Annotated in this window: 20 protein-coding genes; 10 read left to right on the top strand and 10 right to left on the bottom strand. The window is 70.2% G+C overall.

Going from position 1 to position 19,734, the window contains the following annotated elements:
* The first annotated feature begins 155 nt into the window (after positions 1 to 155).
* The 5 genes from afsQ1 (at position 156) to EJ357_RS29050 (ending at position 4,166) form a co-directional block, all read left to right on the top strand.
* The gene (gene afsQ1, locus EJ357_RS29070) at positions 156 to 833 is read left to right on the top strand and encodes a two-component system response regulator AfsQ1 (protein ID WP_067017699.1); all 678 of its coding nucleotides are present in this window, start codon (positions 156 to 158) and stop codon (positions 831 to 833) included.
* The gene (locus EJ357_RS29065; protein WP_126394481.1) at positions 830 to 2,425 is read left to right on the top strand and encodes a sensor histidine kinase; all 1,596 of its coding nucleotides are present in this window, start codon (positions 830 to 832) and stop codon (positions 2,423 to 2,425) included. The genes afsQ1 and EJ357_RS29065 overlap by 4 nt, the downstream gene beginning before the upstream one ends.
* Positions 2,425 to 3,054, top strand: coding sequence for a hypothetical protein (locus EJ357_RS29060; protein WP_175647558.1), 630 nt, complete (start codon positions 2,425 to 2,427; stop codon positions 3,052 to 3,054). Before EJ357_RS29065 ends, EJ357_RS29060 begins: the two co-directional genes overlap by 1 nt.
* A 244-nt stretch (positions 3,055 to 3,298) precedes the next feature.
* A complete protein-coding gene (locus EJ357_RS29055) occupies positions 3,299 to 3,850 on the top strand; it encodes a VanZ family protein (protein ID WP_126394480.1) in 552 nt (183 codons plus the stop codon).
* A gap of 106 nt (positions 3,851 to 3,956) precedes the next feature.
* A complete protein-coding gene (locus EJ357_RS29050) occupies positions 3,957 to 4,166 on the top strand; it encodes a PspC domain-containing protein (RefSeq protein WP_126394478.1) in 210 nt (69 codons plus the stop codon).
* Between the two features lie 72 nt (positions 4,167 to 4,238).
* Here the strand turns inward: EJ357_RS29050 and EJ357_RS29045 are convergent, their stop codons facing one another.
* Positions 4,239 to 5,513, bottom strand: coding sequence for an MFS transporter (locus EJ357_RS29045; protein ID WP_126394477.1), 1,275 nt, complete (start codon positions 5,511 to 5,513; stop codon positions 4,239 to 4,241).
* Between the two features lie 63 nt (positions 5,514 to 5,576).
* Here EJ357_RS29045 and EJ357_RS29040 point away from each other — a divergent pair, with 63 nt between their 5' ends.
* A complete protein-coding gene (locus EJ357_RS29040; protein WP_126394476.1) occupies positions 5,577 to 6,536 on the top strand; it encodes a LysR family transcriptional regulator in 960 nt (319 codons plus the stop codon).
* A 97-nt stretch (positions 6,537 to 6,633) separates the two neighbouring features.
* Here EJ357_RS29040 and EJ357_RS29035 read toward each other — a convergent pair whose 3' ends face one another.
* A complete protein-coding gene (locus tag EJ357_RS29035) occupies positions 6,634 to 7,395 on the bottom strand; it encodes an alpha/beta hydrolase (RefSeq protein WP_126394475.1) in 762 nt (253 codons plus the stop codon).
* Between the two features lie 137 nt (positions 7,396 to 7,532).
* Here EJ357_RS29035 and EJ357_RS29030 point away from each other — a divergent pair, with 137 nt between their 5' ends.
* The 3 genes from EJ357_RS29030 to EJ357_RS29020 all read left to right on the top strand — a co-directional run bounded on the left by EJ357_RS29030 (position 7,533) and on the right by EJ357_RS29020 (position 10,456).
* Complete coding sequence (locus EJ357_RS29030) at positions 7,533 to 8,696, top strand: adenosine deaminase (RefSeq protein ID WP_126394473.1); 1,164 nt, start codon at positions 7,533 to 7,535, stop codon at positions 8,694 to 8,696.
* Between the two features lie 137 nt (positions 8,697 to 8,833).
* Positions 8,834 to 9,217, top strand: coding sequence for an ATP-binding protein (locus tag EJ357_RS29025; RefSeq protein WP_126394472.1), 384 nt, complete (start codon positions 8,834 to 8,836; stop codon positions 9,215 to 9,217).
* Between the two features lie 219 nt (positions 9,218 to 9,436).
* Entirely contained in the window at positions 9,437 to 10,456 is a 1,020-nt protein-coding gene (locus EJ357_RS29020; RefSeq protein WP_126394471.1) for a sigma-70 family RNA polymerase sigma factor, read from the top strand.
* Here the strand turns inward: EJ357_RS29020 and EJ357_RS29015 are convergent.
* Positions 10,340 to 10,726, bottom strand: a complete 387-nt coding sequence (locus tag EJ357_RS29015; RefSeq protein WP_126394470.1) for an STAS domain-containing protein — start codon at positions 10,724 to 10,726, stop codon at positions 10,340 to 10,342. The genes EJ357_RS29020 and EJ357_RS29015 overlap by 117 nt on opposite strands.
* A gap of 167 nt (positions 10,727 to 10,893) precedes the next feature.
* Here EJ357_RS29015 and EJ357_RS29010 point away from each other — a divergent pair, with 167 nt between their 5' ends.
* Entirely contained in the window at positions 10,894 to 11,814 is a 921-nt protein-coding gene (locus EJ357_RS29010; protein WP_126394469.1) for an AEC family transporter, read from the top strand.
* 6 nt (positions 11,815 to 11,820) lie between these two features.
* On the opposite strand, the gene EJ357_RS29005 is transcribed toward EJ357_RS29010, so the two are convergent.
* The 7 genes from EJ357_RS29005 to EJ357_RS28975 form a co-directional block, all read right to left on the bottom strand.
* Positions 11,821 to 12,411: a Uma2 family endonuclease gene (locus tag EJ357_RS29005; protein ID WP_126400185.1), complete on the bottom strand. Its 591-nt coding sequence runs from the start codon at positions 12,409 to 12,411 to the stop codon at positions 11,821 to 11,823.
* A gap of 74 nt (positions 12,412 to 12,485) precedes the next feature.
* Positions 12,486 to 13,763, bottom strand: coding sequence for a thymidine phosphorylase (locus EJ357_RS29000; RefSeq protein ID WP_175647557.1), 1,278 nt, complete (start codon positions 13,761 to 13,763; stop codon positions 12,486 to 12,488).
* Positions 13,764 to 13,854: 91 nt separating this feature from the next.
* Positions 13,855 to 14,262 (bottom strand): cytidine deaminase, encoded by a 408-nt coding sequence (locus tag EJ357_RS28995; protein WP_126394467.1) that lies wholly within the window; start codon positions 14,260 to 14,262, stop codon positions 13,855 to 13,857.
* On the bottom strand, positions 14,259 to 15,524 hold the full coding sequence (locus tag EJ357_RS28990) for an ABC transporter permease (protein ID WP_126394466.1): 1,266 nt from the start codon (positions 15,522 to 15,524) through the stop codon (positions 14,259 to 14,261). Before EJ357_RS28990 ends, EJ357_RS28995 begins: the two co-directional genes overlap by 4 nt.
* Positions 15,521 to 16,642, bottom strand: coding sequence for an ABC transporter permease (locus EJ357_RS28985; protein ID WP_126394465.1), 1,122 nt, complete (start codon positions 16,640 to 16,642; stop codon positions 15,521 to 15,523). Before EJ357_RS28985 ends, EJ357_RS28990 begins: the two co-directional genes overlap by 4 nt.
* Positions 16,642 to 18,228: an ABC transporter ATP-binding protein gene (locus EJ357_RS28980; RefSeq protein WP_126394464.1), complete on the bottom strand. Its 1,587-nt coding sequence runs from the start codon at positions 18,226 to 18,228 to the stop codon at positions 16,642 to 16,644. Before EJ357_RS28980 ends, EJ357_RS28985 begins: the two co-directional genes overlap by 1 nt.
* Before the next feature lie 207 nt (positions 18,229 to 18,435).
* A complete protein-coding gene (locus tag EJ357_RS28975; RefSeq protein ID WP_126394463.1) occupies positions 18,436 to 19,485 on the bottom strand; it encodes a BMP family lipoprotein in 1,050 nt (349 codons plus the stop codon).
* Positions 19,486 to 19,734: the final 249 nt, after the last annotated feature.

The following is a 19,734-nucleotide window of genomic DNA, read 5'->3' as shown; positions in this document are numbered from 1 at the left end:
CCGCCGACTGTCACAGACCTGTCACAGCGGCCTGTGCCAGAGGTCGCCCCCAGGCGCGGGACAGCACAACCACAGACATGAGCGCTACGTGCGCGTAGGCGTACAGCTCGTACAGGTGTCGAAAGACCACCCCCGCATGGGCCAGAATGAGCCCCGTGCCTTCCCTGTTGCTGATCGAGGACGACGACGCCATCCGCACGGCCCTGGAGCTCTCACTGACCCGCCAGGGACACCGCGTGGCCACCGCTGCCACGGGCGAGGACGGTCTGAAACTGCTGCGTGAGCAGCGTCCGGACCTGATCGTGCTGGATGTGATGCTGCCCGGCATCGACGGCTTCGAGGTGTGCCGCCGCATCCGGCGCACCGACCAGCTGCCGATCATCCTGCTGACCGCGCGCAGCGACGACATCGACGTCGTGGTCGGACTGGAGTCCGGCGCGGACGACTACGTCGTCAAACCCGTGCAGGGGCGGGTCCTCGACGCCCGCATCCGGGCCGTGCTGCGGCGCGGGGAGCGGGAGTCGAACGACGCGGCGACCTTCGGCAGCCTGGTCATCGACCGTGCGGCGATGACCGTGACGAAGAACGGCGAGGACCTCCAGCTCACCCCGACCGAGCTGCGCCTGCTGCTCGAACTGAGCCGCCGGCCGGGCCAGGCCCTGTCCCGCCAGCAGCTGCTGCGCCTGGTCTGGGAGCACGACTACCTCGGCGACTCGCGCCTCGTGGACGCCTGCGTCCAGCGGCTGCGCGCGAAGGTCGAGGACGTACCGTCCTCCCCCACGCTGATCCGTACGGTCCGTGGTGTCGGCTACCGGCTGGACACACCTCAGTGACCGACGCGCAAGGGGGGTTCCGCGGCTGGTTCGCGGCTCGTAAGGGAGTGTGGTCACGGCTGCGCTTCACCAGTCTGCGGCTGCGGCTCGTGGTCGTCTTCGGCCTGGTGGCGCTCACGGCCGCCGTGTCCGCGTCCGGCATCGCCTACTGGCTCAACCGCGAGGCGGTGCTCAGGCGCACGCAGGACGCGGTGCTGCGCGACTTCGAGCAGCAGATGCAGAACCGCGCGGGCCTGCTGCCCCAGCAGCCGACGCAGGACGAACTGCAGCACACCGCCGGTCAGATGGCCAACAGCAGCCAGCGCTTCTCCGTCCTGCTGGTCGCCCAGGACGCCGACGGCAAACCGGTCTACAGCAGCTCCGGCGGCCTGGACGGCTTCACGCTCACGGACGTGCCCAAGTCGCTGCGTACGGCGGTGAACGAGAAGCAGGAGGCCAAAACCGGCGGCGAGTCCGAGTACCACCTGTACTGGCAGCGGATCGTGGTGGACGACACCCCGTACCTGATCGCCGGTACGCGCGTGAACGGCGGCGGTCCGACCGGCTACATGCTCAAGTCCCTGGAGCAGGAGGCCAAGGACCTCAACTCGCTGGCCTGGTCGCTCGGTATCGCCACGGGCCTCGCGCTGATCGGTTCCGCGCTGCTCGCGCAGGCCGCCGCCACGACCGTACTGAAGCCGGTGCAGCGCCTCGGCGTCGCCGCCCGCCGCCTCGGCGAGGGCAAGCTGGACACCCGCCTGCGTGTCTCCGGCACGGACGAACTGGCCGACCTCTCCCGGACGTTCAACAACGCCGCCGAGGCGCTGGAGAAGCGGGTCGACGACATGGCCGCACGCGACGAGGCGTCCCGCCGGTTCGTCGCGGACATGTCCCACGAGCTCCGTACGCCCCTCACCGCGATCACCGCCGTGACAGAGGTGCTGGAGGAGGAGCTGGAGGCGGAGTCCGGGTCCATGGACCCGATGATCGAACCCGCCGTACGCCTCGTCGTCAGCGAGACGCGCCGCCTGAACGACCTCGTCGAGAACCTCATGGAGGTCACCCGCTTCGACGCGGGCACGGCCCGCCTGGTCCTGGACAACGTCGACGTCGCCGACCAGATCACCGCCTGCATCGACGCCCGCGCCTGGCTGGACGCGGTCGACCTGGACGCCGAGCGCGGCATCATGGCCCGCCTGGACCCGCGCCGCCTGGACGTCATCCTGGCCAACCTCATCGGCAACGCGCTCAAGCACGGCGGCTCGCCGGTGCGTGTCGCGGTCCGTGCGGCGGACGACTCCGTCGTCATCGAGGTCCGCGACCACGGCCCCGGCATCCCCGAGGACGTCCTCCCGCACGTCTTCGACCGCTTCTACAAGGCCAGCGCCTCCCGCCCCCGCTCCGAGGGCAGCGGACTCGGCCTGTCCATCGCCCTGGAGAACGCCCACATCCACGGCGGCGAGATCACCGCCGCCAACTCCCCCGAGGGCGGCGCGGTGTTCACCCTGCGGCTGCCCCGGGACGCGTCGGAGCTGGCCGAGCAGACGAACGGCAACGGTGGCGCCGGGGGCAACGGCAAGGACGCCGACGACGCGAAGAAGGGGGACGCCTGATGGACGTGCGCGACTCGACGGGCGTTCCCGTACGCCGCCTGCTGACGCTCTCCGTACTCACCGCCACGCTCCTCACCGGGTGCGGCATACGGGCCACGGAGGTGCCGACCGACTTCGGCCCGGCCCCCTCACGCGTGCACTGCTCGCTCTCCGAGCCGGACGTCTCGACGCAGGCCTCGCGCGGCCTTCCGGTGCAGGTGTTCCTCCTGTGCGGCTCCCAACTGGTGGCCGTGGAACGGACCGTACGGGTCCCGGACGGCACGGCGGACTCAGAGCGCCGTGTGCTGGTCGCCCAGGGCCTGCTGGACGAGCTGGAGGAAACCCCGTCGGCCGACGAGAAGGAGGCCGGCTACACCACGGACGTCCGCGGCGCCATGAGCGTGAGCGGCCCCCGCCGTGACGACCCCGACGAGACACTGCGCCTGAGCACCCCGCCGGGCGACCTGACGTCGTACGCCCTCGCCCAGATCGTCTGCACGTTCTCGGACTCGACGGCCGCCGAGGGCGACGGCTCGGTCATCCTGGGCGGCCCGACCGCCGCGCCCCCGCGCCGCTACGAGTGCACGGACGAGGTCCGCACGCGGCCGGGCAGCAACGAGCCTCCGGCGAGCGACGTTTCGGGCGGGTGACGTTGGTGCCGCCCCCGCTGGGGGCCTGCGGCCCCCCAGACCCCCGCTTCGGCCCTGAAGGGCCTCGTCCTCAAACGCCGGACGGGCTGAAATGCCTGGGCCGGTGAAATCCAGCCCCTCCGGCGTTTGAGGAGCGGGGTCCAGGGGGCAGAGCCCCTGGCGCCGCAGGCCCGTGTGGCGGACGCCTCACCCCACCGGGGCGTGTCCCGGAACCGATCCCGCCGGGGGGCGCGTCTAGGGGGGCGTGCAGCGTCAAGGCTCCATCGGCGGCAGCGCCGCGATCCGCATCCGTGCGACGGGGGGTGTCCTCCTGGTCGCACACCTCGCGTTCGTCGCCTGGCTGACCCTGCGCCCCCTGGACGTCCCCTGGGTGATGCCGGCCAACCTGCGGCCGTTCGCCGGGATAAGAGCCGATCTGGCCCTGGGCTGGCAGGAGGCCGCCCGCAGCCTCATCGACGGCCTCGCCCTGCTCGCCCCGCTCGGCGTCCTGATCCCGATGGCCCACGGCAGGCTCCACAACACCTCCCCGCTCGGCTCCCTGGTCCGCACGGTCGCCGCCGGCGCCCTGGTCTCCCTGGGCATCGAGCTGCTGCAGACCGGCGTCCCGGGCCAGGTCGTGGACGTCGACTCCCTGCTCCTGAACACGGTCGGCGTGGCCCTCGCGCACGCGACGATCGTCCCCGCCACCCGCACCTGGCTCCGCCGCAGGTCCCGGCGCCCACGGCCGACGGTCCTCCAGGAGGAGCCCTCTCAGGGTCGGACCCCGACGATTCCCAGGGTCGGGATAGCCCCGTAGAGCGACGCTTTGCCCGCTTCGTCGCCCTAGCGTGGATGTCAGATGAGGCAACCACTCGGAAGGCCCACCAGGGGCCTTCGGCCCACGCTCGCGAAGGAGCCGCACCATGACCGCGCTCGCCCGACCCACCCACGGCCGCATGATCGGCGGAGTGTGCGCCGCGCTGGCGCGACGCTTCGGCACCTCCGCGACGACGATGCGCGTGATCTTCCTGATCTCCTGCCTGCTCCCCGGCCCGCAGTTCCTGCTCTACATAGCCCTGTGGCTCCTGCTCCCGTCGGAGGACAAAGCGAACAAGGCACGCACGGCCTGGTGACCACCGAACAAGCGCGCCCCGGCACCGCCTGGCGGCCGGGGCGCACCCACTTCGTGTACGAGAACCCAGAACTCAGGCAGCCGTCGCCAGCCGCTCCCGCTGCAGCCGTGCCGCCCGCGTCCCGAACACCGTGATCGTCACGACGCCGAGCACCGCCAGCAGCCCGACCCCGACGGTCCCGGCCCAGCCGCCCGCGTGGAAGGCGATCGCGCCGACCGTGCTGCCCGCGCTGGAGCCGACGTAGTAGGCGGACTGGTACAGGGCCGAGGCCTGCGCGCGGCCGTGCGTGGCCGTCTTGCTGACCGCCGACGAGGCCACGGCGTGCCCCGCGAAGAAGCCGCCCGTGATCAGGACCAGGCCCAGCAGGACGAGCGGCAGCGAGCCGGCGAGGGACAGCAGCAGCCCCAGCGCGGTGGTGGCCCCCGCCGCGTACAGCGCACCGCGCCGGCCCAGACGGCCCACCAGCCGCCCCGCCGTCGACGCCGACACCGTACCGACCAGGTACACCAGGAAGATCGAGCCGATGATCCCCTGCGGCAGGCCGAACGGGGCCTCCGTCAGGCGGTAGCCGATCACCGTGTACACGCCGCCGAAGACGGTCATGAACAGCGCGCCGATCGCGTACAGACGGCACAGCAGCGGGTTGGAGAGGTGGTCGCGGACCGTGCGGGCCAGCACCCGCGGCCGCAGCGAGCCCGGCTTGAAGTTGCGCGGCGCCGGAAGCAGCAGCCGGAAGGCGACGGCGCACGCCACCGCGATCGCGCCGATCACGCCGACCGCGACCCGCCAGCCCCACTCCTGCGCGACCCAGCCGGTGATCACGCGACCGCTCATCCCGCCGACGCTGTTGCCCGCGACGAACAGCCCGATCGCCGTGATCAGCGCCTTCGGCCGGACCTCCTCGGCGAGATACGCCGTCGCCGACGCCGGCAGACCCGCCAGCGCGGCGCCCTGGACCGCCCGCAGCACGACCAGGGCGGTCAGGTTCGGCGCGAAGGGGACCAGCAGCCCGACCGTCACCGCGACCGCGAGCGACGCGGTCATGACCGTACGGCGTCCGAAGCGCTCCGACAGGGCGCTCATGGGCAGCACGAACAGCGCCAGACCGCCCGTCGCCGCCGCGACCGTCCAGCTCGCCTCGCTCGCCGCCACCCCGAACTCACCGGAGATCAGCGGCAGCAGGGCCTGGGTGGAGTACAGCAGGGCGAAGGTCGCGACACCGGCGAGGAAGAGGGCGAAGCTCATCCGGCGGTAGCCGGGGCCGCCCGGGGCCATACGGGAGTCGACGACAGGGACAGCGGGTGCGGCGCCCACGATGGTGGACGCCCCGGTACTGGCGGGAGACATGCTTCGAAGCTACGTACCCGCCCACTCATCCGTCCAATGCATGGATTCGCCATAATCGTTCCCATGGCGCATCAACACAGCTCACAGGCTCGACTGTCACCATCCAGTGACACAGAAGACATGGAAGATCTGTCGAGGCTGCTCGCACCCCGCCTCGCCTATTTCGCCGGCGTCGCCCGCACCGAGCACGTCACCCGGGCCGCCCAGGAGATGCGGGTCCCGCAGTCCACCCTGTCGCGGGCCATGGTCCGCCTCGAACAGGACCTGGGCGTCGACCTGTTCGCCCGCCACGGCCGTACGGTCTCCCTGACCCCCGCCGGCCGTACCTTCCTCGCCTCGGCCGAACGCGCCCTCGCCGAGGTCCGGCGCGCCGCCGAGGAGGTACGCGCCGACGCCGACCCGGCCACCGGCAAGGTCGCCTTCGGCTTCCTGCACACCATGGGCGCGGAAACCGTCCCCGGCCTCCTGCACGACTTCCGCGCCGACCACCCGCGCGTCCGCTTCAGCCTGGTCCAGAACTACGGCGAGGCGATGCTCGAACGCCTGCGGGCGGGCGAACTGGACCTGTGTCTGACCTCCCCCGTCCCGGACGCCCCCGACCTGGTCGCCCGCCGCCTCGACGAACAGAAACTCCGCCTGGTCGTCCCCGCCGACCACCGCCTCGCCGCCCGCAAACGCATCCGCCTGGCCGAGGCGGCCGACGAGATCTTCGTGACCCTGGAGCCCGGCTACGGCATGCGCCGCATCACGGACGACCTGTGCAAGGAGGCGGGCTTCAGGCCCCGTATCGCCTTCGAGGGCGAGGAGGCGGAGACCCTGAGAGGCCTGGTCGCGGCGGGCTTGGGGGTGGCCCTGCTGCCACCACCGGCGGTGCCGCGCCCGGGAGTGGCGGAACTGACGGTCACGGCCCCACGCGCGGCACGAGAAATCGGCGTGGCCTGGCTGGCGGACCGCCCGGACACACCCCCGGTGGCGGCCTTCAAGAAGTTCCTGCTCTCAAGAAGGGGAAGTCTGTTGCCCTAAAGGGGCGCGGGGCTGTGTCGATATGCGGATCCGCCGCGTGGGCGCGAGCAACCACAAACCACCCGCACCCGCCGACGAACCATCAACCCCAACGGCGCTACCGCCGCAACGACTTACCGAACCCGGCAGCCAACGGCATCCGAAGTCCCAAAGGAGGCGGAGCCGCGAACGCATCGGCGACCGGCCGCGAGAACACCCGCCCGAACAGCACCCCCATGACGAAGTCCTCGGCCAGCGCGAGGACTTCGTCCCGGTACTGGTGCAACCCGTGCCCATCGGCATGCACTTCGAACCGGCACACATCCCGGTTCGCCTTCTTCGCCCGCGCCGCCAGCCGGAACGACAGCTCGGGATCGGTGCGCTCGTCGTTCGTGCCGTGCACGATCAACACCTGCCGCCCCGCGAGCTGTTTCACCGGTTCGGGCGAGGCCGCCAGGTCCTCCTCCGGCAGCCAAGGCGCCACGGCGAGCACGGAGTTGACGGCCTCATGACCCGCCGCGTGCAGGGCTGCCCGCCCGCCCATGTCCACCCCGGCGAGACACACAGGGACGTCCCCATAGCGCCGTACGACCTCGTCCGCGGCCCACAACGCGTCGCTCGCCTGGTTCGCGGCACTGCCGTTCCACCCGCGGAAGCGGTAGTGGACCACATGCGCGGCGATCCCCTCCCCGCGGCCCGCCCGCACCAGACGGCGCCCCAACGACCGTACGTACGAGGTCGCCAACAACGTCGCCGGTTTGCGATGTGAGACCTCGTCACCACCGGGAAGCAGGAGCACCACGCCGCTCACCGCTGTCGGCTCCGGCCCGATCGCCCTGCCCAGCCGGGCCCTGCGAACCGGCGTCGCTTGCTGTGCCATGACAGAACAGTGTCAGAAGGACGGGTGTACGTGCCCTGTCCGTGGGGTCACCGTTACGTATCGACGGATGCGTAAAGCAGAAAACAGGACGGGCGACGGAACGGGATCTCTACGCGCGTAGGCGTTACAGTGCGAAAATGACGAGCGAGACTGCCCAGAAGGCGAACACCCCGAGCTCGGACCAGATCCGCCGGGCACCGAAGGTTCTGCTGCACGACCACCTCGACGGCGGGCTCCGCCCCGGCACGATCGTCGAGCTCGCCCGCGCGTCGGGCTACACCCAGCTCCCCGAGACCGACCCGGACAAGCTCGGCGTCTGGTTCCACGAGGCCGCCGACTCCGGCTCGCTGGAGCGGTACCTGGAGACCTTCTCCCACACCGTCGGCGTGATGCAGACCCGCGACGCCCTGGTCCGGGTCGCCCGCGAGTGCGCCGAGGACCTCGCGGAGGACGGGGTCGTCTACGCCGAGGTGCGCTACGCGCCCGAGCAGCACCTCGAAGCCGGGCTCGGCCTCGAAGAGGTCGTCGAGGCCGTGAACGAGGGGTTCCGGCAGGGCGAGCGGATCGCGCGGGAGAACGGCCACCGTATCCGCGTGGGCGCCCTGCTCACCGCCATGCGGCACGCCGCCCGCGCGCTGGAGATCGCCGAACTCGCCAACCGCTACCGCGATCTGGGCGTCGTCGGCTTCGACATCGCGGGCGCCGAGGCCGGCCACCCGCCCACCCGGCATCTCGACGCCTTCGAGTACCTCAAGCGCGAGAACAACCACTTCACCATCCACGCGGGCGAGGCCTTCGGCCTGCCGTCCATCTGGCAGGCCCTGCAGTGGTGCGGCGCGGACCGGCTCGGGCACGGGGTGCGGATCATCGACGACATCCAGGTGCACGCCGACGGCTCGGTGAAGCTCGGCCGGCTCGCCTCGTACGTACGGGACAAGCGCATCCCGCTGGAGCTGTGCCCGAGTTCCAACCTCCAGACGGGCGCCGCCGACTCCTACGCCGCCCACCCCATCGGCCTGCTGCGGCGGCTGCACTTCCGCGCCACCGTGAACACCGACAACCGCCTGATGTCCCACACCAGCATGAGCCGGGAATTCGAGCATCTTGTCGACGCATTCGGTTACACGCTCGACGACATGCAGTGGTTCTCCGTCAATGCGATGAAATCATCGTTCATTCCTTTCGATGAACGCCTAGCCATGATCAATGACGTGATCAAGCCCGGATATGCCGAACTGAAGTCCGAGTGGCTGTTCCGGCAGACCACGTCTACCAGCGACTCTGCCACCGAAGAGACCTGATCGGCGCACCTTCGCGTGCGCGGAATGCGAACGCCATTCACAATCCGTCCTCATTTCGATGTTTGCGGCGGCATGCGGGGCGTGTTTACGGTCGAGAACCGCTCACAACCCCGTAACGAATTTCGAGGACGCATTTCATGAAGCAGTCTGCTGCCAAGACCCTCGGTGTCGCCGCTCTCGGTGCCGCCTTCGCCGCCGCGGGCGCCGGCGCCGCGAACGCCGCCCCGGCCGCCCCGGACGCCGCGGGCACGGCGCTGGGCGCTGTCCAGACGCTGCCGGCCGAGAGCCTCGCGGCCCAGGCCACCCCGGCCGCCACCTCAGGGCTGGCCAAGGGCCAGGAGGCGGTCACCACCGGCGTGGCCGCCGCGCAGCCGGCTGCCGAGCAGGCGCTGGCGGGCGGCCCGACCGGTGTCGCCGGGCTGCTCGGCGGTCTGCCGGTGCAGGGCCTGACCACCGAGGCTCTGCCCACCCAGGGTCTGCCCCTCCAGGGCCTGCCGGTGAACGGCCTCCCGCTCGGCTGAGCCCGCCGCACCACCGGGGAACCACATCACCACCGGGGAACCACAACGCCGGGGCGCACTCCTGAACACGGGGTGCGCCCCGGCGGCGTGTCGTCGACAGGGCATTCGACCTGCGCCTTTGTTCGCTCCGGGGGCCATTGTCAGTGGGCTGCGGTAGCTTCCGAAGTGTCGGGCGCGACCAAGCGCCCGACGGGACACGGCCACAGGGGTGGGTGGACGATGAGCGACGGCACGGCGACTACGACAACGGACCTCGACGTCAGGCTGGAGAAACACCGCGTCGAACTGACCGGGTACTGCTACCGCATGCTCGGCTCGTCCTTCGAGGCCGAGGACGCGGTGCAGGACACGATGGTCCGCGCCTGGCGGAGCTACGACCGGTTCGAGGGGCGCTCAAGCCTCCGCTCGTGGCTGTACCGCATCGCGACGAACGTGTGCCTGGACATGCTGAACGCCGGCAACAAACGGGCCCGGCCGATGGACCTGACGGAGTCCACGCCGCTCGCCCAGGCCGCGCTCTCGCCCCGGCCGGACAACACCTGGCTGGAGCCGATGCCGGACAACCGGGTGCTGCCCACGACCGACGACCCGGCCGAGGCGGCCGTCGCCAAGGAATCGGTGCGGCTCGCCTTCATGGCCACGCTGCAGCAACTGCCGCCCAAGCAGCGGGCGGTGCTGATCCTGCGCGAGGTGCTGGCCTGGAAGGCGAGCGAGGTCGCCGAGCTGCTCGGCACCACGGTCGCGTCGGTCAACAGCGCGCTGCAGCGGGCGCGCGCGACGCTCGCCGAGCGGGAGCAGCCGGGGGCGGAGGCGACCGTCTCCGACCCGCTGGACGAGGAGCAGCAAAAGCTCCTGGAGCGCTATGTCGCGGCCTTCGAGGGCTACGACATGACGGCGCTCACGGCCCTGCTGCACGAGGACGCCATCATGACGATGCCGCCGTTCGACCTGTGGCTGACCGGCGTCGAGGACATCACGGGCTTCATGACGACGCTCGGCGCCCCCTGCGCGGGCTCGCGTCTGGTGCCGGTCCAGGTCAACGGGCTGCCGGGGTTCGCGCAGTACAAGCCGGATCCGGAGAAGGGCGGCTTCAGCCCCTGGGCGGTCCAGGTCCTGGAGATCTCAGACGGCCGGCTCACCGGGTTCCACTTCTTCCTCGACACCCAGCGCTGGTTCCCGCTGTTCGGGCTCCCCCTCCACCTCGAAGCGGAGCCCGACAAGGTCGAGGAGGGCGTGTAGCGCGGGGTCCGGGTCCCGCAGCCGGATCCGTCCCCCGGCGCGCCGCGCGGCCAGCTGCAGTCGGGCCAGCACGTCCACGACGCCCAGGCCCGGTGGCCCGAGCCCACCGACATCACACACCAGCACGCCCGTCCCACTGGCCTCCAGCCGCATCCGCGCCTCGTCGCACAGCCCCGCCACCTCATCCCGGGTGACGGGGCCGGCCAGCACGAGTACAGCGGGTGTCATCGCGTCCACGATCGGTAGACCGGGCGGGGGGACATAACTCATCGGACCGGGCGCCGGTCGTCGATGTGTGCTGCTCACGGCACGTGCGGTGTCCGCCGACCGAGATCACGTTGACCCGCTCCCCTCCCGCCCCGGAGGGTTAGCTGCATGCCCCACGTATCAGCGTGTCCCCGAATACCCCTCGGTCCACTCCCCGCCAAGGAGGTCCCGTGCAGGGGGTGTTGACGGGGTTCGCGGTGATCGCGGTCGTCATCGGGGTGGGCTATGTGATCGGCCGCCGCGGTCACCTCGGTGACCAGGGCCGCGAGGTCCTCACCAAGCTGGCCTTCCACGTGGCCTCCCCGGCCCTGCTGTTCACCACGCTCGCCCAGACCGACCTCTCGGTGATCTTCTCCAGCCGCCTCCTGGTCACGGCGCTGAGCACGGCCGCCGCGGCCGGGGTCTTCGTCGCGGTGGGTGTCGTACGGCGGTGGGGCGCTGGGCGTACGACGATCGGCGCGCTGTGCTCCAGTTACGTCAACTCCGGCAACCTCGGCATCCCCATCGCGGTGTACGTCCTGGGCGACGCCTCCCTCGTGGCGCCGGTCCTGCTCTTCCAGCTGGTCGGCGTCACACCCATCGCCCTGACGATCCTCGACCTGTCCGGCGAGGGCGCGAAGGGACCGCTGTGGCGCCGGCTCCTGACGCCGTTGCGCAATCCGATCGCGGTCGGCTCACTGGCGGGGGTGGCGGTGTCGGCGGCGGGGGTGAAGGTCCCGGCCCCTGTGATGGACCCGCTGACCCTGATCGGCGGCATGTCGGTCCCCGCGGTTCTGCTCGCCTTCGGGATCTCGCTGTGCGGCAGCACGATGCCGGGCCGGGGCCCGGACCGGCATCCGGTGTTTCTCTCCGTCGCGCTGAAGTCGGTGGGCCAGCCGGCGGTGGCCTGGGCGCTGGCGGTGGGGGTGTTCGGGCTGCGCGGGGCTCAACTACTGGACGTGGTGGTGACGTCGGCGTTGCCGGCCGCGCAGAACCTGTTCACGTATGCGTCGAGTTATCGGGTGGGTGAGCGGCTGGCGCGGGACTCGATTCTGCTGTCGACGGTGATTTCGGTGCCGGTGCTGGTGGTGGTGGCGGCGTTGTTGGGCTGAGTCGTGTCAGCTGCCGCGAAACTCACCTGTGTCGAGCGTGATGTGGAAGGGCGGTGGCAGGATCACCGGATCACCGAACTTGCCCGTACGCAGGACGCGATAGACACCGTTCTTCGGTTCGCCGTACAGCGTGATCTTGGGGCCGCCCGATGCCAGGGGGTCGATGAGAAGGTAGAGCGGGACACCTGACTCGGCATAACCTGCCGCCTTCGTCGTCCGGTCATTGTTCGCGGTCGCCTTCGAGGTGACCTCCACTGCGAGTTGGGACGCCGCAGCCGGGACGAAGTGGTCGTCGCCCGTACGCAGCGCATCCTTGGGCACCACCGCGAGGTCGGGGACGTACAGCCCGAGCCTCGACGGCACAGCTGTCGCCAGCCTCTGGTAGATGCCCCATTCCTCCGGAATCACCTCATAGAGGTACCGCTGCACGCGCTCGACGATGCCGTGGTGAGCGCACGCAGAATAGGGCGTGACAGTGATCAGCCCATCGATGATCTCCACCTTGCAGCCCTTGGGGACATCCGTCTGCCTCCAGACCCAGGCGAGTTCGTCCCACTCGCTGTCAGCGCTGATGTAGTCGCCCTCAAACACGTCCATGAGAACAGCCAACATGCCGAACGGGACCGGCGCCGGTCCACCGATCCCGTTCACCCAGATGAGGAAATTCCAGGTCAGGCGATGCGCTCCAGCACCACCGGCGAAGCCGTGAAGTCCGTCCCCGCCGCCGCGATGTCGTACGAACCCTCCACCGACTGCAGCGCGTACTCGAACCGCTCCGGCGTGTCCGTGTGCAGGGTCAGCAGGGGCTGGCCCTCGGTCACCGTGTCGCCCGGCTTGGCGTGCAGCTCGATGCCCGCGCCCGCCTGGACCGGGTCCTCCTTGCGGGCGCGCCCGGCGCCCAGGCGCCAGGCGGCGACGCCGATGTCGTAGGCGTCGAGGCGGGTCAGGACGCCGGACGACGGGGCCTTGATCACGTGCTGTTCGCGCGCCACCGGCAGCTCCGCGTCCGGGTCGCCGCCCTGGGCCGCGATCATGCGGCGCCAGACGTCCATGGCCGAGCCGTCGGCCAGGGCCTTCGCCGGGTCGGCGTCACGGACACCCGCCGCTTCCAGCATTTCCCGGGCCAGGGCGATCGTCAGTTCCACGACGTCCGCCGGGCCGCCGCCCGCGAGGACCTCCACGGACTCGCGGACCTCCAGCGCGTTGCCCGCCGTCAGGCCCAGCGGGGTGGACATGTCCGTGAGGAGCGCGACCGTCTTCACGCCGTGGTCGGTGCCCAGGCCCACCATCGTGGACGCCAGCTCGCGCGCGTCCTCGATGGTCTTCATGAAGGCGCCCGTGCCGACCTTCACGTCCAGGACCAGCGAGCCCGTGCCCTCGGCGATCTTCTTCGACATGATCGACGAGGCGATCAGCGGGATCGCCTCGACCGTGCCGGTGACGTCGCGCAGGGCGTACAGCTTCTTGTCCGCGGGGGCCAGGCCGTCGCCCGCCGCGCAGATCACCGCGCCGGTGCCGTCGAGGACGGACAGCATCTCCTCGTTCGACAGCAGCGCGCGCCAGCCGGGGATCGACTCCAGCTTGTCCAGCGTGCCGCCCGTGTGGCCCAGGCCCCGGCCCGACAGCTGGGGGACGGCAGCGCCGCAGGCCGCGACCAGGGGGGCCAGCGGGAGGGTGATCTTGTCGCCGACGCCGCCCGTGGAGTGCTTGTCGGCCGTCGGGCGGGACAGGGACGAGAAGTCCATGCGCTCGCCGGAGGCGATCATCGCCGCGGTCCAGCGGGCGATCTCGCGGCGGTTCATGCCGTTGAGCAGGATCGCCATCGCGAGCGCGGACATCTGCTCGTCGGCGACCTCCCCGCGGGTGTACGCGTCGATGACCCAGTCGATCTGCTCGTCGCTGAGCTCACCGCGGTCCCGCTTGGTGCGGATGACAGAGATTGCGTCCATGGCCATGGCTTTCCTTCCGGCCGAGCATTCTTCAAACGGCACGGCCCCTCCGAGCGGCTCACTGGAGCAACTCGGAAGGGCCGCACGGGAATTACCTGGTGAGGTGGTCCGGCCCGAAGGCCTGGGGCAGCATCTGGGAGAGCGGCAGGATGCCCGCCGGGGTCTCCAGCAGCAGTTCCGGGCCGCCGAACTCGTGCAGCAGCTGACGGCAGCGGCCGCACGGGACCAGGACCTCGCCCTTGCGGTCGACGCACGTGAAGTGCGTCAGCCTGCCGCCCCCCGTGTTCTGCAGCTCCGAGACCAGCCCGCACTCGGCGCACAGGGCGAGACCGTACGAGGCGTTCTCGACGTTGCAGCCGGTGATCGTACGGCCGTCGTCGACCAGGGCCGCGACGCCGACCGGGTAGCCGGAGTACGGGGCGTAGGCGCGGGACATGGCGTCCCGGGCCGCTGCGCGCAGCTTGTCCCAGTCGACGTCGTGGGAGGCGGCCGTGCTCACTTGCCCTGCCCCTTCCGGTACGGCAGTCCGTCCGCCTTCGGCATGCGCAGGCGTTGCGCGGACAGCGTGAGGACGATGAGCGTGATGACGTACGGCGTGGCGGAGACGACCTGGTTCGGGACCTCGTTGGTCGTGGCGTACCAGGCGTACACCAGGGCACCGACGACCGCGGTGATCATCGACGAGGCGTAGTTCTTGCGGATCACCAGCCAGATGGCGCCGATGATCAGCAGGAGCGCGCCGAGCAGCAGCAGGGCGTGGACGTTCTGGGAGCCGCCGCGCAGGTTGAGGCTGTCGGTGTAACCGAACAGGCCGGCGCCGAGGGCGAGGCCGCCCGGCATCCAGTTACCGAAGATCATCGCGGCGAGGCCGATATAGCCGCGGCCGCTGACCTGGCCCTCCAGGTAGAAGGGGTTGGCCACGATGGAGAGGAAGACGCCACCGAGGCCGGCCAGGCCGCCGGAGATGACCACGGCGATGTACTTGTACTTGTAGACGTTCACACCGAGGGACTCGGCCGCCACCGGGTTCTCACCGCAGGAACGCAGCCGCAGACCGAAGGCCGTACGCCACAGGATCCACCAGGTCGCCGGGATCAGCGCGATGGCGATCAGGGTCAGCCAGGAGACGTTGGTGACCAGGCCGCCGAGCAGGCCGGCGATGTCCGAGATGAAGAACCAGCCCTGGTTGTTCAGGTCCCGCAGCCCGTCGGACAGGCCCGGCACGGTGAAGTGGCCGAGCGAGTCGATCGCCGGGGACTGCTTGGCGGAGCCGCCCGCGTGGCCCTCGAAGGCGAGGGGCGCGAGGTAGCGGGTGATGCCGAGGGCGAGGATGTTGATCGCCACACCGGAGACGATGTGGTTGACCCGGAAGGTGACGGTGGCGATGGCGTGCAGGATGCCGCCGATGCAGCCGCCGATGATGCCGACGACCACACCGGTCCACGGGCCCCACTGGAAGCCGGCCCAGGCGCCGAACCAGGTGCCGAGGATCATCATGCCCTCGAGGCCGATGTTGACGACGCCCGCGCGCTCGGCCCACAGACCGCCGAGACCGGCGAGGCCGATGGGCACGGCGAGCTGGAGGGCGGTGGACATCTGGCTGACGTTGGTGATGCCGTCGGCGCCGGTGATGATGCGGACGATCGAGGTCAGTGCCAGGGCTCCGGCGATGACCAGCAGCAGGACGGGCCAGGACAGGCGGCGGCCGGTCGGCGCGGCGGGCTGCAGCGTGGGCTGGTTGACGTCGGTGGCGGTGGTCATCGGCCAGCCACCTCCTTCGTGTTGTTGTCGGCGCCGAGCACGTGGCCGGCGGCGAGTTCCGCGCCGACCCGGCGCTGCTGGCGGCGCAGGCCCCACTCGCGGACGGCCTCGTAGGAGACGACGACCGAGAGCACGATCAGGCCCTGCATGATGACCGCGATCTCCTTGTCGTACCCGTGGAAGTCCAGCTCGGGCGAGGCCTTGTCGAGCCAGGCCCACAGCAGGGCCGCGAACGCGATGCCGACGGGGCTGTTGCGGCCGAGCAGGGCGATGCCGATGCCGAGGAAGCCGATGCCGGTGGGGAAGTTCAGGCTGTAGGTGTGGGTGTCGCCGAGCAGGATCGGCAGGCCGGCGAGGCCCGCGATGCCGCCGGAGAGCAGCATGGCGGTGAGCACCATGCGCTTGGGGTCGACACCGCTGGCCGCGGCGGCGGACTCCGAGGCGCCGGAGGCGCGCAGGTCGAAGCCGAAGCGGGTGCGGTTGAGGACGATCCAGTAGGCGATGCCGAGCAGGACGGCGAGGAAGACCAGGCCGTAGATCTCGCCGGCGTCGCCCATGTCGATGCCGGGGACCCAGCCGGACTCGTACATCTCGCCGGTCGTGTTGTTGTTGCCGACCTTGACGCCGAAGACGTTCGGCAGCCACAGGTAGGCGATGACCGAGGTCGCGATCGCGTTCAGCATGATCGTCGCGACGACCTCGCTGACGCCGCGGGTCACCTTGAGGACACCGGCGATGCCGGACCAGAAGGCGCCGGTGCAGACCGCGGTGAGGATCAGCAGCGGGATCTGCAGCGCCGCCGGCAGGTTGGCGTGGGCGCCGACGATCGCGGCCATCATGGCGGCGAGCTGGTACTGGCCGTCGACGCCGATGTTGAACAGGTTCATCCGGAAGCCGATGGCCACCGCGAGGGCCGCGATGTAGTACATCGAGGCCTGGTTGATGATCAGGACCTGGATGTCGGAGAACGAGGCCTGCTCGAACATCAGGGTGTACGGCTCGACCGGGCTCTTGCCCGAGGCGATCAGCACGATCGCGCTGAGCACGAAGGCCACGGCGAGCGCGATGACCGGTCCGGCCACCGCGAGGAGCACGCGCTCCTTGTCGAACTTCTTCATCAGCGGGCCTCGTCTTCCGGAGCCTCGGGAGACTTACGGATCTCGGGGGTGTCGGCGCCGGGCTCGGCGGTCTCGTCGTGTTCCAGGTGGCCGGTCGCGGCACCGGTCATGGCCGAGCCCAGCTCCTCCGGGGTGATGGTGGCCGGGTCGGCGTCCGCGACCAGCTTGCCGTTGTAGATCACGCGGAGGGTGTCGGACAGGCCGATGAGCTCGTCCAGGTCGGCGGAGATCAGCAGCACGGCCAGGCCCTCGCGGCGGGCCTCGCGGATGTGGTCCCAGATCGCGGCCTGCGCGCCGACGTCCACACCACGGGTGGGGTGGGCGGCGATCAGGAAGCGCGGCTTGTGGCTCATCTCGCGGCCGACGATCAGCTTCTGCTGGTTGCCGCCGGACAGCGAGGCGGCGGTGACGTCGATGCCGGGCGTGCGGACGTCGTACGCCTCGACGATGCGGCGCGTGTCCTCCTGCGCGGCCTTCGGGTCGAGCCATACGCCCTTGGCGTTGGGCTTCTCGGTGACGTGGCCGAGGATGCGGTTCTCCCAGAGGGGGGCCTCCAGGAGCAGGCCGTGGCGGTGGCGGTCCTCGGGGATGTAGCCGATGCCCTGCTCACGGCGCTTGCGGGTGGCCCAGCCGGTGATCTCCTCCTCGATCAGCGTGATCGTGCCGGAGTCGGCGTGCTTGAGGCCGATGAGCGCGTCGACCAGCTCGGTCTGGCCGTTGCCCTCGACGCCGGCGATGCCCAGGACCTCGCCCGCGTGGATGGTGAAGGTGATGTCGTCCAGCAGGGCCTTGCCGCCGGCCGCCTCCAGACGCAGCTTGTCGACGGTGATGACCGGGCGGTCGGTGACCGTGGACTCGGCCGTCTCCGGCGTGGGCAGCTCGCTGCCGACCATCATCTCGGCCAGCTGCTTCGAAGTGGTCTCGGCGGGGACGGCCGTACCGACCGTCGTGCCGCGGCGGATGACGGTGATCTCGTCGGCGACGGAGAGCACCTCGCCGAGCTTGTGGGAGATGAAGATGACCGACAGGCCCTCGGCCTTCAGCTCACGCAGGTTGTCGAAGAGCGCCTCGACCTCCTGCGGCACCAGGACGGCCGTGGGCTCGTCGAGGATCAGCGTGGTCGCGCCGCGGTAGAGGACCTTGAGGATCTCCACGCGCTGGCGGGCGGCGACGCCGAGCTCCTCGACCAGGCGGTCGGGCTCCACGCCGAGGCCGTAGCGCTCGGAGATCTCCTTGATCTTCTTGCGGGCCTTGGCGCCGATGCCGTACAGCTTCTCGCTGCCCAGGACGACGTTCTCCAGGACGGTGAGGTTGTCGGCGAGCATGAAGTGCTGGTGCACCATGCCGATGCCGCGCACGATGGCGTCGGCCGGCGACGAGAAGGTCACCTGCTGTCCGTCGATCGCGATGGTGCCCTCGTCCGGCTTCTGCATGCCGTAGAGGATCTTCATCAGCGTCGACTTGCCGGCACCGTTCTCGCCGACGAGGGCGTGGACGGTGCCCTTGCGGACGGTGAGGTGGATGTCGTGGTTGGCCACGACGCCCGGGAAACGCTTAGTGATCCCGGCGAGCTCGACGGCGGTCACCTGACCGTTGACCGCCGCTCCGGCCGGAGGGCTGCTGGACGCGTTGATGGCGCACTCTCCTGGGGACGGGGGTCGTCTACGCGCGTAGCGCCCCTATGGCCTGATAGGGGCCGACGCACCGCGACAACGGGGTACGAGGAGATCCTCCCCGTACCCCGTTGAGCGGACGTAACCCCGGGGTTACCGCTGCTCAGGGTGTTGCTTGAGTCAGCTGGACTTGACCTTGATCTCGCCGCTGATGATCTTCTCCTTGGCCGTCTTGATGGCGTCCTGGAGCTCGGTGTCGTCCGCGAACTTCGGGTTGGAGTTCGCCAGGCTCACCTCACCCGACTTCAGATCGCCACGAACGATACCGGTCTCGGGCTTGCCGTCCTCGACCGACTTCGCCAGGTTGTAGACCGCCTTGGCGACGTCCTTCATCGCCGAGGTCAGGATCGAGTCCTTGTACTTGGCGAGAGCTTCCTGCTTGTACTGGTCGGAGTCGACACCGATCGCCCACACCTTGTTGGCGGCGGCGGCCTCGATGACTCCCTGGCCGGAGAGACCGGCGGCCGCGTAGACGACGTCGGCCTTCTTCTCGATCTGGCCCTCGGCGGCCGACTTGCCCTTGTCGGGGCTGGAGAAGCCGCCCTCCTCCGCGGTCTGCGTGAGGTACTGGGAGAGGACCTTGACCTGGGGGTTCGTGTCCTTGACGCCCTGCTCGAAGCCGGCCTGGAACTTGTGGATCAGCGGAATGTCCACACCGCCCACGAAGCCGACCGTGTCCGTCTTGGTGCTCTTGGCGGCGGCGACACCGGCCAGGTACGAGGCCTCCTCCTCGGAGAAGACCAGGTCGGCCACGTTCTTCGACTCGACCGTGGAGTCGTCCACGATGCCGAAGGTGGTGTCGGGGAACTTCTCCGCGGCACCCTTGACGGCGGCGGCGTACGCGTAGCCGACACCGACGACCGGGTTGTAGCCCTGCTTGGCCAGCGACACCAGTCGCTGCTCCTTGTCGGCATCCGTCTCGCCCTCGGTGGGCTCGACGTCGGCCGTGGAATAGCCGAACTCCTTCTTCGCCTGCTCCAGGCCCGCGTACGCGGCGTCGTTGAAGGACTGGTCGCCCTTGCCGCCGACGTCGTACGCGATGGCGAGACCCTTGTCGCCACCCTTCGAGTCCGAGGACGCCTCGGTCGAGGTGCCGCCGCAGGCGGAGAGAGCGAGGGCCAGAGAGGCGGTCGCTGCGCCTGCGACCGTGATCCGGGAAATCCGGCGCATGTGTCGATGCTCCTGTCGTACAAGCGCCGGACGGTACAGCTCGGTACAGCTTGCAGCTACGGCGCTGGCTTTCGTCGCAGAGTAACGCGCGTAGACCCGCCGGAACACCCCTTCTGTTCACCTTGTTATCCGCCCGTGGCCAACTCAACGCGGGGCCTTGACCAAGGGCTTGCCGACAGCAAAGGGAGGGTGGCCGTGGGTGATCCGGATGACGGGACGATCCGGGCGGGCGCCGGGAACGACGGAGCG

This window comes from Streptomyces cyaneochromogenes (assembly GCF_003963535.1).
In the GTDB taxonomy this organism is placed as follows: domain Bacteria; phylum Actinomycetota; class Actinomycetes; order Streptomycetales; family Streptomycetaceae; genus Streptomyces; species Streptomyces shaanxiensis.
Note: the sequence above shows the minus strand (reverse complement) of the source record. Positions and strands in the feature narration are given on the sequence as shown.

Excerpts from the sequence above, each read along its gene's own strand:
- EJ357_RS29060 (WP_175647558.1), top strand. The coding sequence starts at position 2,425 with ATGGACGTGCGCGACTCGACGGGCGTTCCCGTACGCCGCCTGCTGACG.
- EJ357_RS29050 (WP_126394478.1), top strand. The coding sequence starts at position 3,957 with ATGACCGCGCTCGCCCGACCCACCCACGGCCGCATGATCGGCGGAGTG.
- EJ357_RS29045 (WP_126394477.1), bottom strand. The coding sequence starts at position 5,513 with ATGTCTCCCGCCAGTACCGGGGCGTCCACCATCGTGGGCGCCGCACCC.
- EJ357_RS29040 (WP_126394476.1), top strand. The coding sequence starts at position 5,577 with ATGGCGCATCAACACAGCTCACAGGCTCGACTGTCACCATCCAGTGAC.
- EJ357_RS29035 (WP_126394475.1), bottom strand. The coding sequence starts at position 7,395 with ATGGCACAGCAAGCGACGCCGGTTCGCAGGGCCCGGCTGGGCAGGGCG.
- EJ357_RS29030 (WP_126394473.1), top strand. The coding sequence starts at position 7,533 with ATGACGAGCGAGACTGCCCAGAAGGCGAACACCCCGAGCTCGGACCAG.
- EJ357_RS29025 (WP_126394472.1), top strand. The coding sequence starts at position 8,834 with ATGAAGCAGTCTGCTGCCAAGACCCTCGGTGTCGCCGCTCTCGGTGCC.
- EJ357_RS29020 (WP_126394471.1), top strand. The coding sequence starts at position 9,437 with ATGAGCGACGGCACGGCGACTACGACAACGGACCTCGACGTCAGGCTG.
- EJ357_RS29015 (WP_126394470.1), bottom strand. The coding sequence starts at position 10,726 with ATGAGTTATGTCCCCCCGCCCGGTCTACCGATCGTGGACGCGATGACA.
- EJ357_RS29005 (WP_126400185.1), bottom strand. The coding sequence starts at position 12,411 with ATGGACGTGTTTGAGGGCGACTACATCAGCGCTGACAGCGAGTGGGAC.
- EJ357_RS29000 (WP_175647557.1), bottom strand. The coding sequence starts at position 13,763 with ATGGACGCAATCTCTGTCATCCGCACCAAGCGGGACCGCGGTGAGCTC.
- EJ357_RS28990 (WP_126394466.1), bottom strand. The coding sequence starts at position 15,524 with ATGACCACCGCCACCGACGTCAACCAGCCCACGCTGCAGCCCGCCGCG.
- EJ357_RS28985 (WP_126394465.1), bottom strand. The coding sequence starts at position 16,642 with ATGAAGAAGTTCGACAAGGAGCGCGTGCTCCTCGCGGTGGCCGGACCG.
- EJ357_RS28975 (WP_126394463.1), bottom strand. The coding sequence starts at position 19,485 with ATGCGCCGGATTTCCCGGATCACGGTCGCAGGCGCAGCGACCGCCTCT.